The sequence below is a fragment of the Ekhidna sp. genome (assembly GCF_965212185.1).
In the GTDB taxonomy this organism is placed as follows: Bacteria; Bacteroidota; Bacteroidia; order Cytophagales; family Cyclobacteriaceae; genus Ekhidna.
Window position 1 is genome coordinate 3,689,697 of record NZ_OZ243102.1, and the last position, 14,096, is coordinate 3,703,792.

A 14,096-nucleotide genomic window follows, 5' to 3' on the forward strand; every position below is an offset into this window, starting at 1 on the left:
GATCTAAACAGGTCGCTTTTTTTGTTTTAAGTCACAACCTCAAAATCATTAACTTCAACCTATGATCAATCTGACCAAACTCATTCTTAAAATCCTCCCATGGTTGCTTACTGTGGGGCTGCTATCATGGATGTTATTTCAGGAGAAAATCACGAACTCAAGGGAGCGAATAACTGAAATAGAAACAAACACAATTCTAACCCGAGTTGAGCAAATGGGGAAAATGGAGTTGGTGAAGTACAATTTTCAAGAAGTCACTGAAGTGAAAAAAATTGCTGGAGAAATAGATCTTAAATTTTTTAAGTACAAACCAGTTCCAGATTCCAAAGGAGTGTTGATCAGTCAGGGAAGTGCTGTAGGATGCATTGATTTCACAAAAATCAGGAATCAGGATGTAATTGCTTCCGGTGATACCATTATCATTAAGCTTCCTCCTCCCGAAATCTGCTATTTCAAAATTGACCTGGAGAAATCTCGATTATATGATCTGAAAACGGATTATATGAGGGGTGATGAACGACAATCATTTGTACAAGAGCTTTATAAGGTTGCTGAGAAACAAATCGAAGATTCAGCACTTAAATCGGGTATTTTGGAACAGACGAGAGAGAATGCGCACGTTGTACTAAAACCTATGCTAGAAAACTTAACAAAAAAAGTAGTTATTATACATTTCAATTTAAACAGTGAAACAGAGAGACTCTAACAATTAGAAGATTGCCTTACTTTTTTTCTTGATAAAAAAAGTAACAAAAAAATCAAGAAGATTTTAAAGCTTTTACGCACAACCCATCACCACCGCTCCAAATCTTCATTCCCACCCTCCTTAGTGTATTTAAGTATAACTCATCCCACATTTTATTAACTTATGAGATTGATCATATCACTTGTTCAAACCCATAAACCATTTTATCATTGCCGACACTCGATGGAAAAATTTGTAGAGGTACGAAAGCTGATTGCTGACAAGAATCCCACACTACTCAAATGGTTGCCTGGATTTGTTATTCGATGGATTGAAAAGATCATTCATCAGGATGATCTAAATAAATTTATGGCAGCCAATAAAGATGCAGATGCCTTCGAATTTTCTGAGGCTACAATGAAATTACTCCATCAAAAATTAAGTATCAAGGGAAAAGAAAACATCCCTGAGTATCCTCAACCTTGCATTTTTGTAGCTAATCACCCTTTTGGAGGAATGGATGCAATCACAATCATCCATTTACTAAAGGACGTTAGGCCGGACATCACTTTTATTGTAAACGATTTGCTAATGGCTGTCCGGAATTTAAAAGAAAAATTCGTTGGTGTGAATAAAGTAGGAAAAAGCGCTGCTGAATCCTTACAAAAAGTTGAAGAGCAGTTTGCTTCAGGCACGGCCACATTTCTCTTCCCGGCAGGGTTGGTCAGTCGAAAGATTGATGGTGAAATTATGGACCTGCAATGGAAAAAAACATTTGTGACAAAGTCCAAGAAATACAACAAACCAGTCGTTCCTGTCCACATTGATGGTCGACTGACTAACAGATTTTATCGATTGTCCAACATCCGTAAGTTTTTAGGCATTAAATTAAATATCGAAATGTTCTTTCTTGTTGATGAGCTTTTCAAGCAGCAAAACAAGAAAGTGAACATTGTTGTGGGATCGCCTGTTTCACCTGCCACATTCACCAAGGATAAAACGGATGTAGAATGGGCTCAGTGGATGAAAGGAGAAGTGTATAAATTAAAGGAATAGTTGATATTAACCGTCAGCTTTTAAATTAACAATTCCTCCCTTGAGGCGGTCCGATGAGTCGGAGGTTAGGAGTGTGACATTGTAATTACCTACTAAGTTACCCTTTCATCCCCTCAAGGGGAAAATTTATAAAATGCAAAAAGAAAAGGATATCATACCGCCAATAGATCGTGACCTGCTCGAAAAGGAGCTAAATGAGGAGCGCTTTGTTCGTGATACAAACAAGGGTGGAAACAAGATTTACATTGTGAATCACCACAACTCACCGAATACCATGCGTGAAATTGGACGATTGAGAGAGGTTTCTTTCAGATACGCAGGGGGTGGTACTGGTGAGGAAGTGGATATCGATAGCGCTGATACCCGAGAACGATGCTATGAGCAACTGGTAGTTTATAGTCCGGAAGATCGCGAGATCATCGGAGGCTATCGATTCATTACCGGTGAAAGAGCTGAAAACCCTGATACTGGAGACTTTGACTTATCTACTGCTCATTACTTCGATTTTTCGGACCAAATGAAAGAAGATTTTCTTCCATACTCAATCGAGCTTGGAAGATCTTGGGTACAGCCTGATTATCAACCTTCCAACAATCCTCGCAAAGGGCTATTTGCGCTCATGAATATCTGGGATGGACTTGGGTGCCTGGTGACGCACTACCCTGATATCAAATACTTCTTTGGTAAGGTGACGATGTACACCAGCTACAACAAGGAGGCTCGGGACATTTTGCTGTCCTTTATGGCCCATTACTTCCCTAATAAAATGAATCTGTGTGAACCCAAACCAGAACTAAAGGCGGGATTTGAGGATGGATTGTTCAAAGAGCATTTTACCACTGAAATGAATTATCAGGATGGATTCAAGCTGCTTCATAAGCTTCTGAAAGAACGGGGCGAGTTTGTTCCTCCTTTAATCAATATTTACATGAGTCTTTCTGACACAATGATGACATTTGGTACTGCACAGAACCCGGACTTTGGAGATGTGGAAGAAACAGCCATTCTTGTTACGATTGATGACATCCATCAAGAGGTAATTGATCGGCATGTGAATTATTGATTTTCAAAAAGCGAAAGCTGATATTCTTTAGGCGAGCATTTCATCTTCCGTTTAAAGGCCCGATTAAAAGTGGCTTTACTGTTTTTAGCTTGAATAGGTCATTGACACTGTATGGCATTATAATTCATGCAATAAAATCTTAGTTATCAGATTGGTGCTGGAATTGAAATGTACAATCAACATTTTTCCATCCTGTTCGACCTCTTCATGAAACAACTTAATCGCATAGAAATTTGGACCTTTATAGTTATCAGCATACACATACATTTCTGAAACTTCATTGTAGTGATCACCAACCTTAATTGATTTACCTCTATAGGATACCGAAAGTGAATTATCCGTTAGTTCAAAAGCGTCCAACTTATCGTTTGACACAAATACATAATTAGTGTTGTATATAAATCTTTCTGCCATTAATTCATCCATTTCATAATAGTAATCCTCTATCGAGTTTGGAGTACCAAGTTTTGTGAGAATGTGAGCACGAGGATGATCTAAAAATACAGCTTCATTTGAAGAACTTGTTTTAAGACCAAGTTCAGAAATTTGCATTCTCTCAACAGAACCAGGCATCCCTATTTGAGCAAAAGATAAATATGGGAAATAGAGAAGAACTAATAAAACTATTTTATTTTGCATATTTTCAAAAGAGGTCTATCCGAAAGGATAATATAAAGTGAGTTTTACTTTACTCGCTTTCCATGTTTCACCACAAGGTCTACATCCTGTAGGAGAGAAATGTATCGCAAGACATCCCCATTGACGGCAATGATGTCTGCGTACTTTCCTTCTGAAATGGTGCCATAATCATTTTCAACACCCATAATTTTAGCAGGCCAGTAGGTGGCAGCCCTGATGGTATACATGGGATCAAAATCAAATTCATTGACCCAGACATCAAGCTCATTCCAGGTAGATTGAATGTGGAACTTCATCGGTATTCCACTGTCTGTACCTATTAGTAATACCACACCAGCATCCTTTAGCTGATTTACTTTTCTTTCGAGCGTTGGTTTGCGAATCGGTGTTAGCTGAAAATAGGGTAAACGATCCGGGTATTTGAAGGATTGCTTTATGTCCTGAACAACCGTATCCGGAAGTCCTAGGTGCCATTTTGGGTTATCAAGTTTTTCGCGATTGTCTCGCACATATTCGTAGTTGTAAAGGCCTTCTACGGTTGGAGTCCAGTATAGGGGTCCTAGATTCATTTGAGCGGTTCGCTCTTTGATCATTTCCATAACATCCTGAGGATATTCCGGAGCACTCGATAATCCCGTATGTTCGAAGCAATCCACTCCTGCAATCAATCCTTTTCGTATTTCTTCTGGTCTGTGGGCATGAGCAACTACTGTTAAGTCATATTTGTGTGCTTCATCTACGACTGCATTTACAACAGCCTGAGTCATCTGATCCTGATCAATAAGTTTAATACAGTCAACCCCACCTTTCGCTAACTCTCTCACTTTCTCTCTAGCATCTTTTTCGTCAGAAACACCCCATCGGAACATTTCTGTACCTGGGTATGGTTCTTTCTGAATAAATGGACCGGAAACATACATTGTAGGTCCGGGAATTTCTCCAGCGTTTATTCGGTCTCTTACACTGATACTTTCTTTTAGGGGGCCTCCAAGATCTCGTGCACTTGTTACTCCTGCCATTAATAACTGTTTCGCTGAGGCTGGCATAATTACATTTTCAAAAAGTGGCGGATACGTTTTATCCCAATAGGTATAGTCTGCATGCCCATTGATCATAAGATGAACGTGCATATCCCATAAGCCTGGCATGACACTCATACCTTCTGTAGAAATGACCTCTGCATCATCGGGGATATTAAGTATCCCAACCTGGCCTACGGCTTGAATGCGATCACCTTCAATGATAATGACGCTGTTTTTTATCGGTGTTGAGCCGAATCCGTCAATGAGGGTTCCTCCTACCAGAGCTTTGGTTTGGCCATTTGAATAGAAGCATGTAACAATTGATGCTGTGAGAAGAAAAAATAATGTTCGCATGGTTAGGTTCTTTTTTACAAGATAATAAATGGACCAGGAACCAGAAATTGTCAACCAACTACAAGCTCCAAAAACTTGCGTCATCAGGGTCTTTGGTACCTTGAGTGGGACTTGAACCAGCAGAACCTCTTCGCACGCTCTCGACCCACCCTTCAACAACAAATACCCCCTTTTTGGATTTTTTTAGGTATATTAAGAGATATTAAATTCTTGCTAGGGATCAATCCTCTTTTGAGAATATTCTATTTCAGCCAGATCAATTGAACTTCAGAATTCACGGCATCCGACTGTCAATATTTGGATAAAAAAATATTTTTTTCAATAGCACAACCTTGATGTGGCTTTTGAAGTATTAGCAGTCAATTTTTTGAATAATTAAATTAATGATAAAGAAAAGTACAAAGTCTCAAGCGCTGCTTGAAAGAAGAAAGAATATCGTAGCAAATGGAGTTGGTGTGTTCAACACCGCCACCGTAAGTGAGGCCCATGGAGCCACGGTGATTGATGTGGATGGAAATGAGCTGATTGACTTTGCCGGTGGTATTGGAGTGGTGAATGCCGGGCACTGTCCGGAACCTGTCGTGGCTGCCATCAGAGAGCAGGCTGGCAAGTACCTCCATACCAGCTTCAATGTGGTGACGTATGAGCCCTATATCAAATTGTGTGAAGAGCTTTCTGAGATTTTACCGCATGGCAAAAAGACCAAGGCAATGTTGGTGAGCACGGGAGCGGAAGCCGTAGAAAATGCGATCAAAATTGCACGTCAGGCTACCAAACGCCAGGGTATATTGTGTTTCACAGATGCGTATCATGGTCGTACCATGATGGCGATGACACTTACCAGTAAGATTGACTACAAAATCGATTGTGGTCCATTTTCACCGGAGGTATACCGCATTCCTTTTCCAAATTTCTACAGATACAGTGAAGGAAAATCCATGGATGAGTTTGTGGAATGGAAGCTTAAAAGCTTGAAGGCGTGCGAAAAGAATCTGGTTGATCCAAAAAGCCTGGCAGCAGTCATTATCGAGCCTATCCAGGGCGAAGGTGGATTTAATCCTGTACCTCAAAAATATATGGAGGGCTTACGAGCTTTCTGCGATGAGCACGGCATCATGCTTATTATTGATGAAATACAGAGTGGTTTTGCCAGAACAGGCAACTGGGCCAGCTGGCAGAACTATGATGTGACACCTGATATCAGCACGTACGCCAAATCGATGGGATCAGGACTCCCGATTGCTGCTGTACTTGGTAGAGCAGAAGTGATGGATGCAGCAGCACCCGGCACGATCGGCGGTACGTATATCGGTAGCCCGATAAGCTGCGTGGCAGCCTCAGCTACCATTCAATACATGAAGGACATCAACCTGAATAAGCGAGGAGCTGAAATCGGCAAAATCATCACGGACAGGCTTGAAGCTTTAAAGAAAAAATGTTCAGACATTGGGGACGTCAGAGGTCAGGGCGCGATGATCGCCATTGAGTTTGTGAAAAACGGTGATCCAAGACAACCAAATGGGGAACTGTGTGGTGCGATCGTCAAAGCCTGTGCTGCCAGAGGTTTGATCATACTTAGTGCCGGCACCTACAAAAACATTATTCGAATCCTTTCTCCGCTGGTTATTACCAATGAGCAGCTGAATGAAGGACTCGACATTTTAGAACAAGAAATAGTAAACAATTCAAAAACCAATAAATGAAACCATTCGCAATTGCAGGAATTCAAATGAAAGTATCAGCGGTTCAATCCAATGTGGAAATGATGAAGCTGAAACTGGATATTACCATGAACCTTTATCCGTGGGTGGAGATGGTTGTTTTTAGTGAGTTGTGTGGCTTTGGCCCATTGCTACACACGGCCCAAGAAGTGCCAGGACTATTTGAGCAGGAGATGCAAAAAATGGCGAAAAAATATGGCATCTGGTTAGTTCCTGGCTCCATTTTCGAAAAGAGAGAAGGTAAAATTTATAATACAGCTTCTGTGATCAATCCTCAAGGAGAGGTGGTTTCTAGATACAGTAAAATGTTCCCTTTCTATCCGTATGAAGTTGGTGTGACTCCAGGAGATCAATTTTGTGTATTTGACGTTCCAAACGTTGGAAAATTCGGTATTTCCATTTGCTACGACATGTGGTTTCCGGAAACTATCAGAACACTATCAGTAATGGGGGCAGAAGTAATTATTCACCCAACCCTGACAGGTACTATCGATCGTGAAATTGAACTTTCGATTGCAAGAGCAATGGCCAGTGTTAATCAGTGCTTTCTATTCGATGTAAATGGATTGGATACCGGAGGTAGTGGACGCTCCATCGTTTGCGGGCCTGACGGAGGAGTTATCTATCAGGCAGGAAGTACAGAGGAAATTATACCAATTGAACTAGATATTGAACGAGTAAAACGAAGCAGAGAGCTTGGACTCCTAAGATTAGGTCAACCGCTGAAAAGTTTCCGCGACCATATCGGCGTGTTTGGTATTTATCAAGCAGGAGCGCCTCTTCCATATCTAGAATCCCTTGGGCCACTGATCAAGCCGACCAAATTGGATAAGCTGACCAAACTTAAACTGAAGGAAAGTGAAATTTCTCAGAACGAACCGATCACTGCATTCAAAGGGCTTAAATAAAATCAATTATACACCTTAATCACAATTATAATGGGACTACCCTCAACAAGAAAGAAAAGTAAAAAACTAAGACACTATGTAAGCTGGTTTGAGATACCAGCATTGAACTTACTAAGGGCCGTAGGTTTCTACAATTTCATTTATGACATAGAAATGGAGACTACAGAGGCTGGTGGATATTCTATGGCGCTGTTTCCAGCAGATAATGGAATCGGTGGTGCAATCGTGGTTGGAGAGGGGAGCATCCCAAGCGAAACAGGTACGTTGGTTTACTTAAACGGAGGTAAGGATCTTTCGAAAGTTTTGAGTAAAGTGGAAGAAGCTGGAGGACGTGTCATCATGGACAAAACCCTTATCAGTGAAGAAGCTGGCTATTTTGCCCTTTTCATCGATACAGAAGGCAATAAACTCGCACTTCACTCCGATTCGTAAAATATGGCTGGTAAGAAAAAAGCAGTAAGCGCACCTTATTATAGCATTGGTCAACTGAGGTTAGATAACTGGAATGCACTTAAGAATGAAACCGAAGACTTATCTCATTGTAGAAAAGGGTCGGCTAATGAAACAAGTCATAGAAAAAATATTGATCGTTTACTCCATGACCTGTCATGTGTAGAACAATATTTCGCTATCCCCGGTAAGGCTATCATTGATAAGCTCAACAGATCATTAGCTAATCGGGAGCATGGAGTTCTAGCACATATTGTTAAGAAAACCACCCGTCAATTGATCAGTGATTTTTACAGCGGAAATCCATATTCTGTAAAAGATGATGATGGGGAACAGTTGGAAGTAGACACAGTAAATGATACTCCGCTAAACACTCGAAAGAATTATTTTGAAGTACTCTTCCTTGAAAATCTAAATTCAGTGGATGAGACTGCCTTACATGAAAAACTTCGAGAGTTACATGATCCAAACGATCAGTTTACTTACAATGTCACTATTCAGCATTCTTTTCAAGATGCATTAATCGCACTATTCTTCAACCCTAATATTCAGGCAGTTGTTGTTCGCTATGCACCACCATATCGATCTACGAATATCAAACCCCTAATAAAACCATATATTCAAAACGTACTGAATATTAATCTGGATCAAGTTCCGGAAGCTGAATTGGGACCTAAAATTGGTGAGCTAATCAGTCAATTCAGACCAGAACTCGATACCTACTACGTTACGGATACGGCACTGGGGAACCTCAAAGACAGTACACTAAATACTTTTAGAAGAATTTACTACCGCAAGGAAGACTTGCAAGAATTGCATTTAGCTATCATCAGAGGGATCAGAGAGCGATATAATACGCCGTTCTTTAGTGCTTTAAAAGAATACAGTCAAAAGCCAACGGGGATATTCCATGCAATGCCCATTTCTCGTGGTAACTCGGTCTTTAAAACCAAATGGATAAAAGATTTTGGAGAGTTCTATGGCAGAAATATGTTTCTCGCAGAAACATCTTCTACGACTGGAGGAATGGACTCTCTATTGCAACCTACAGGCCCTTTGAAAAAGGCGCAAGAAATGGCTTCTAAAGCTTATGGTTCGCAGCGAACATTTTTCGTTACAAATGGCACTTCTACTGCAAACAAAATTGTTCTACAGGCACTGGTAGAGCCTGGTGATTTGGTAATGATCGATAGAGATTGTCACAAATCCCATCATTATGGATTGGTATTATCTGGGGCTTACCCGGTCTATTTGGACTCCTATCCTATTGAAAAGTATTCCATTTATGGTGCAGTTCCTTTGGAGCAGATCACCAAAAAACTATTGGAATTGAAAGCCGCTGGTCGATTAGATAAAGTGAAAATGCTACTGCTTACCAACTGCACATTCGACGGAATGGTGTACAATGTGCAGCGCGTAATGGAAAGGGTTTTGGCAATAAAGCCAGACATGATTTTCTTATGGGACGAAGCGTGGTTTGCATTTGCTGGGTTCACTTATACTTATAAGCAAAGAACAGGAATGTTCAGTGCCAATAAGCTGCATGATAAATATCAATCCGCAGCATACCGAAAACAATATAAAGATCATATAAAGGGACTGAAAGCAGGTGAGGAGTCAACGCTTCCTGATCCTGATAAAGTACGTATAAGAGTATATTCTACCCAAAGTACACATAAAACATTGAGTAGTTTCCGTCAAGGTTCTATGGTTCATATTTGGGATGAGGACTTTAGGAAAAAAGCTGAGAGCACGTTTCTTGAGGCTTACATGACCCACACTTCCACTTCACCGAATTATCAGATGTTGGCGTCACTTGATGTCGGGAGAAGACAAGTTCAGTTTGAAGGATATGAGATGGTTGAAAGAAGCGTGGAACTGGCAATGGTATTCAGAGCTAAAGTGGTTGACAACCCACTCCTTAGTAAATATTTTGATGTGCTTACCGTGAAGGATTTTATACCTGATAAATACAGAGAGAGTGGTTTGAATGAATACTATGATTCTACAGCAGGTTGGAATCGAATGGAAGATTCTTGGGAGAAAGATGAATTCATGCTTGATCCAACCAAAATCACGTTGTTTATTGGAAGGACGGGTATTGATGGGGACACATTCAAGAACAAGTACCTCATGGATCAGTACAATATCCAGATCAACAAAACGTCGAGAAACTCAGTACTCTTTATGACAAATATTGGCACGACAAGAGGGAGTGTGGCATACCTTACCAAGGTATTACTAAAAATTGCAAGGCAGCTAGACGAGCATTATGAATCTCTTAATAAGAGGGAAAAAGAAATAGCCGATGCGCACATCAAATCGCTTACCCGTGATGTGCCCCCACTACCTGATTTCAGTAGGTTTCATTCTTCATTTCTTGCAGTTCCAGGTGTCCCCGGAGGAAATCTGAGAGCTGCCTACTTTCTTGCTTATCATGAAGAAAATTGCGAATACATCTCCATGCTTGATTGCAAGGATGCCTTGGATCAAGGAAGAGAGATGGTCGCATCTTCTTTTGTTATTCCGTACCCTCCAGGCTTTCCTGTTCTTGTTCCGGGGCAAGTAGTGAGCAAAGAGATTATTCGCTTTATGCTGGCGCTGGATGTCTCCGAAATTCATGGATACCGAGCAGATTTAGGTCTTCGCGTCTTCCGTGAATCTGTCCTTAATCGTCAAAAAACAGCAACGGCCATGGGAGCAATGGGTCTTGCCAAAAAGAACAATAAATAATTAACACACTTAACTAAAAATAATGAGCGCAAAAGAAACAAAGGCCAAGGCAACCAAAGCCACAAAGTCTGCAAAACCAACCAAATCAAAAGTAAAATCTGCACTAAACGGTATTTCAGACATCAGACGATTCTTCTATAAAAATGAAACACCTATTTACTTTATCAGCGCAACCAATTTTAATCTATTGGGAGCAGATGAGTGGATCAAAGGTTTCAAATTTATCTGTAATATCGAATGTTTCGACGGGTTACATCCCAATGTATTTGCTCCTAAAACAGTCGTACCACACGATGAATTTGAGAGCATTGAGGATATCAATAATTACCTTTTACAGCATCCTGAAGTTCAGGAATATATCCATGCTAGAAAGAAGAGAGGTAAGGCAGGAAAAGCTATGTTTTTGATGTTTGATGAGAAAACAGAAAAACTAGCTAAGAAGCTTGGACTGGAAGTTATTTTCCCAAGCGCCAAGATGAGGAACGCAATGGATAACAAGGTAAATACGAACCGAATTGCTGAGAAGGCAGGTGTTCCATGTGTGCCTTACGTTTTGTCAGCAGTTAAGAGTTATAAACACCTTACAGAAGTTTCCAAGAAGAAATTGGGTGACGATCTAGTTATTCAAACTCCATTTGGAGATTCCGGCCATACAACTTTCTTTATTTCTAATGAAAAAGAATACCTGAAGTATGCGGAAGAAATAGAGCAGGAAGATGAAGTGAAGATCATGAAACGCATCAATTGCCGTGGATCAGCAATTGAAGCATGTGTGACGAGAAATGGAACCATCGTCGCACCGTTGATGACTGAATTGGTTGGTTTCAAAGAACTGACTCCTTACAAAGGTGGCTGGTGCGGAAACGAAATATATCCTGATGCTTTCACTCCTGCCATCAGAAAGAAAGCCAGCAAATACACACAGCTTTTTGGTGACCAATTGAAAAAAGAAGGATATAAAGGATATTTCGAATTGGACTTCCTCATTGATCAGGATAATGGCGAGATTTATCTAGGTGAACTCAATCCAAGAGTTACAGGGGCTAGTTCAATCACAAATCATGCAGTTTTCGCTTTGGCAGATGCGCCGCTTTATCTTTTCCATATTCTGGAGTGGATGGATCACGATTATAATTTTAGCGTGAAAGCACTCAATGATAGATGGGCGAAGCAAGAAAATGTAGATGATTGGAGTCAAATGGTGATTAAGCATACAGAGGATACCATTGAGTATGTAAATGCTGCACCAGATTCTGGAATCTGGCATATGTTTGATAATGGTCATATCCAATTTGACAGAATGGACACGCATAGAAGAGCCGTTGAAACAGAAAAAGAAGCATTCTTCTTAAGAATTACCAAAACAGGAGATTACCTATATGAAGGAGCAGATCTAGGTATTTTGGTTTCTAGAGGTCGCATGATGACGAATGATTTTAAACTGACACCAAGAGCAAAAGGTTGGATAAAGGCAATCAAATCACAATACTCATCTGAGATGGTAGAAGACAAGCGTGAGCCAGTGATGTTGAAAGGAAGTTTGACTAAATAATTGTAGCTATTTAGGATGATTGAGTAAGCTTTTAATTCATTAAAAACACTCCTAAGTCCCCCTTTGGAGGGGGTTGGGGGAGGTTTGGACGAGATCAATAATGCTCAGACACAAATACAAATAAATTAGGGCAGTTCGCTTGAACTAATAAGTATAATTTGCTATTATGATACATCTTAAAATAGGTCAGTTCGGTTGGAATTGATAAAAGTATGAAACTCAAATTCTCGTCCATAAAGGAACCAATAGCAGATTTTAAATGGCAAAAGCTGTTCAATGAAAGATGGCCTGCATATAGAGCATGGTTAAAGTCTAGTGACGCAATAGCAGATGCAAGCATCTCTGTTGCCATGCTAGGAAAATACATGCCTGAAATGCTGGATACACATGATCATTTGTGCCGTTTAGTTCGAGCAGATGATGAAGCTATTAATTTTTTGACAGGGTTTCAACCTCCGGTTTATAATAGTGCTTGCTCTCAAGCGGTCACTACCAAGGGACTGATTCAATTGGTTCGTAATTATGATTATCATCCCGATCGATTTGAAGGCTTGTTGCTCATGACCGAATGGAATGGTAAGAAAGTGATTGCCAATAGCGACTGCCTGATGGGCGTTTTAGATGGAATGAATGAAGACGGATTAGCGGTTTCTCTTACTTTCGGGGGACGAGAAGCTATAGGATTTGGGTTTGGCATCCCATTCATATTGCGCTATGTGTTAGAATTTTGCTCTAATGTGGAAGAAGCAATTGACACATTGCTTCGTGTTCCTTCTCATATGTCTTATAATGTGACAGTAACAGATAAGAGTGGGTCGGTTAAAACAATCGAAATAGCGCCAGATAAAAGTGCAGTAGTTACGGATGATCCTTTTGCTACCAATCATCAAGGAGCAATTGAGTGGGCAGAAAATGCGAGCTTCACTCAGACTGCCGAGCGATCAGCATTTTTGAAAAACATTCTATCCAAAGGAGTGAATGGAGCAACACTAACAAACTCCTTCTTGAAGCCACCATTGCATAATCCAACTTTTTCAGGAGGCTTAGGCACACTTTATACTGCGGTGTATCGGCCGCTTGATGGAATGGTTCAAATGCATTGGCCAAATGATAGTTTATTCCAGTCATTCGATGACTTTACTGAAGGAGTCAAAACAGTCAAATTTGAAACAGAGGATCAGCTTAAGGAAGCTTGAGGTCTAAAATTCTGAAATATGAAAAACAAATATCAAGTGGAGCTTCTCGAAATGAAGGAGGTGCATGAGCTGCCGAATGCGTGGACCGCAAGTGACTTGGTCGGGTTGTTAAATCATCTTGACTTTGATGATGCAGAATCGATTGCATCGGAAGAGCTGAAGGAAATGGCAGGCATGGCTTTATCTGATTTTGATGTAGAGGAAGCCTCTGATAAGGTGATGGAATTTAGATTCGGTGACCGATTGAATAAGGGTCAGCGACAAAACCTGGTGGATGAACTTCAGGATGATCGGATATGGGAAGAATATTCGGATCTCACCTATCACAAGGAGCTTTTTAATGTCTGCTGCATGCTTTATTGGGGATTTCCCAAGAGGTTTTCAGAACCGGATATTGTGAAAATAAAACTGAAGATCATCTCTCAGAATAATGTTTCAGACGTCAATCTCAAAACATTAACCCCCTCTTTTATCGCTCGATTGCTGAATGATGGAATGGATAATCACAACATTATCTATCGGCTTTTTGATGAACAAATCGCCTCCAATAAGTTTGAAGAATCAGCGCATATTATTTGGAAGCTGGAAGAAGAAGGGTTCAATCCGGAAGATCGATCCAATACGATCACCATACATACTTCCTGGAATTGGGTGGATCAATTGAAAGGAGTTAAAAGTTATGAATCTACCGCGTTTTCAGACGGACAATTAAACTAA

12 protein-coding genes are annotated in these 14,096 nt (G+C 40.4%); 10 read left to right on the forward strand and 2 right to left on the reverse strand.

The features are described from left to right. Positions 1 to 61 precede the first annotated feature (61 nt). The 3 genes from ACOMC3_RS16125 to ACOMC3_RS16135 all read left to right on the forward strand — a co-directional run bounded on the left by ACOMC3_RS16125 (position 62) and on the right by ACOMC3_RS16135 (position 2,804). Positions 62 to 706 (forward strand): DUF4230 domain-containing protein, encoded by a 645-nt coding sequence (locus tag ACOMC3_RS16125; protein ID WP_420316916.1) that lies wholly within the window; start codon positions 62 to 64, stop codon positions 704 to 706. A gap of 162 nt (positions 707 to 868) precedes the next feature. Further along, entirely contained in the window at positions 869 to 1,741 is an 873-nt protein-coding gene (locus ACOMC3_RS16130) for a 1-acyl-sn-glycerol-3-phosphate acyltransferase (protein ID WP_420316917.1), read from the forward strand. 133 nt (positions 1,742 to 1,874) lie between these two features. Next, entirely contained in the window at positions 1,875 to 2,804 is a 930-nt protein-coding gene (locus ACOMC3_RS16135) for a GNAT family N-acetyltransferase (protein ID WP_420316918.1), read from the forward strand. A 117-nt stretch (positions 2,805 to 2,921) separates the two neighbouring features. On the opposite strand, the gene ACOMC3_RS16140 is transcribed toward ACOMC3_RS16135, so the two are convergent. Both ACOMC3_RS16140 and ACOMC3_RS16145 read right to left on the reverse strand, forming a co-directional pair. Beyond that, positions 2,922 to 3,443: a hypothetical protein gene (locus tag ACOMC3_RS16140; protein WP_420316919.1), complete on the reverse strand. Its 522-nt coding sequence runs from the start codon at positions 3,441 to 3,443 to the stop codon at positions 2,922 to 2,924. A 44-nt stretch (positions 3,444 to 3,487) separates the two neighbouring features. Continuing rightward, positions 3,488 to 4,819: an amidohydrolase family protein gene (locus tag ACOMC3_RS16145; RefSeq protein WP_420316920.1), complete on the reverse strand. Its 1,332-nt coding sequence runs from the start codon at positions 4,817 to 4,819 to the stop codon at positions 3,488 to 3,490. A gap of 383 nt (positions 4,820 to 5,202) precedes the next feature. Between ACOMC3_RS16145 and ACOMC3_RS16150 the strand changes: the two genes are divergently transcribed. The 7 genes from ACOMC3_RS16150 (at position 5,203) to ACOMC3_RS16180 (ending at position 14,096) form a co-directional block, all read left to right on the forward strand. Further along, positions 5,203 to 6,522, forward strand: a complete 1,320-nt coding sequence (locus ACOMC3_RS16150) for an aspartate aminotransferase family protein (protein ID WP_420316921.1) — start codon at positions 5,203 to 5,205, stop codon at positions 6,520 to 6,522. Next, a complete protein-coding gene (locus ACOMC3_RS16155) occupies positions 6,519 to 7,448 on the forward strand; it encodes a carbon-nitrogen hydrolase family protein (protein WP_420316922.1) in 930 nt (309 codons plus the stop codon). The genes ACOMC3_RS16150 and ACOMC3_RS16155 overlap by 4 nt, the downstream gene beginning before the upstream one ends. A 30-nt stretch (positions 7,449 to 7,478) precedes the next feature. After that, positions 7,479 to 7,880: a VOC family protein gene (locus tag ACOMC3_RS16160; protein WP_420316923.1), complete on the forward strand. Its 402-nt coding sequence runs from the start codon at positions 7,479 to 7,481 to the stop codon at positions 7,878 to 7,880. A 3-nt stretch (positions 7,881 to 7,883) separates the two neighbouring features. Beyond that, entirely contained in the window at positions 7,884 to 10,631 is a 2,748-nt protein-coding gene (locus ACOMC3_RS16165; protein ID WP_420316924.1) for an aminotransferase class I/II-fold pyridoxal phosphate-dependent enzyme, read from the forward strand. A 22-nt stretch (positions 10,632 to 10,653) separates the two neighbouring features. Further along, on the forward strand, positions 10,654 to 12,183 hold the full coding sequence (locus ACOMC3_RS16170) for a biotin carboxylase (RefSeq protein ID WP_420316925.1): 1,530 nt from the start codon (positions 10,654 to 10,656) through the stop codon (positions 12,181 to 12,183). Positions 12,184 to 12,395: 212 nt separating this feature from the next. Continuing rightward, the gene (locus ACOMC3_RS16175; protein WP_420316926.1) at positions 12,396 to 13,379 is read left to right on the forward strand and encodes a C45 family autoproteolytic acyltransferase/hydolase; all 984 of its coding nucleotides are present in this window, start codon (positions 12,396 to 12,398) and stop codon (positions 13,377 to 13,379) included. A gap of 18 nt (positions 13,380 to 13,397) precedes the next feature. Beyond that, positions 13,398 to 14,096 carry a hypothetical protein gene (locus ACOMC3_RS16180; protein WP_420316927.1) on the forward strand — a complete coding sequence of 233 codons (699 nt, stop codon included), beginning with the start codon at positions 13,398 to 13,400 and terminating at the stop codon, positions 14,094 to 14,096.